We start from the raw sequence: 401 nt of genomic DNA, 5'->3' as shown, positions 1-401 counted from the left end.
GAGAGGGACGTGAGTCATCCGATGACGAAGCCGGACCTGGTCATCTCCATCGTCAACCACAGCAACCCGGAGCTGCTGCACGACTGTCTGCGGACGCTGTACGCGACGACGCGGGAGTGCACCTTCGAGGTGTGGGTGGTGGACAACGCCACGGATGGGCGAGGCGTGGAGGCCATGCGGCGCGACTTCCCCCAGGTGCGCTGGCTCTTCAACTCCGCTCGAAAGGGCTTCTCCGCCAATCACAACCAGGTGTTGCGACAGGCGCGCGGGCGCCACTTCTGCATCTTCAATGACGACACCATCGTCCACGAGGATGCGTTCGATTCGCTCGTCCGTTTCATGGATGAAAATCCGCGAGTGGGCATGGCGGGTGCACGGCTGTTGAACGCGGATGGCACCAT

At 62.6% G+C, this 401-nt stretch carries 1 protein-coding gene; it reads left to right on the top strand.

The window, feature by feature from the left end:
- Positions 1–21: 21 nt before the first annotated feature.
- Positions 22–401: glycosyltransferase family 2 protein (locus D7Y04_RS43265; RefSeq protein ID WP_147477375.1), on the top strand; the 380-nt coding region annotated here is incomplete at its 3' end.

This window comes from Corallococcus sp. AB038B, assembly GCF_003668955.1.
Taxonomy (GTDB): Bacteria; Myxococcota; Myxococcia; order Myxococcales; family Myxococcaceae; genus Corallococcus; species Corallococcus exiguus.
This window is presented reverse-complemented; position numbering and strand designations above follow the sequence as displayed.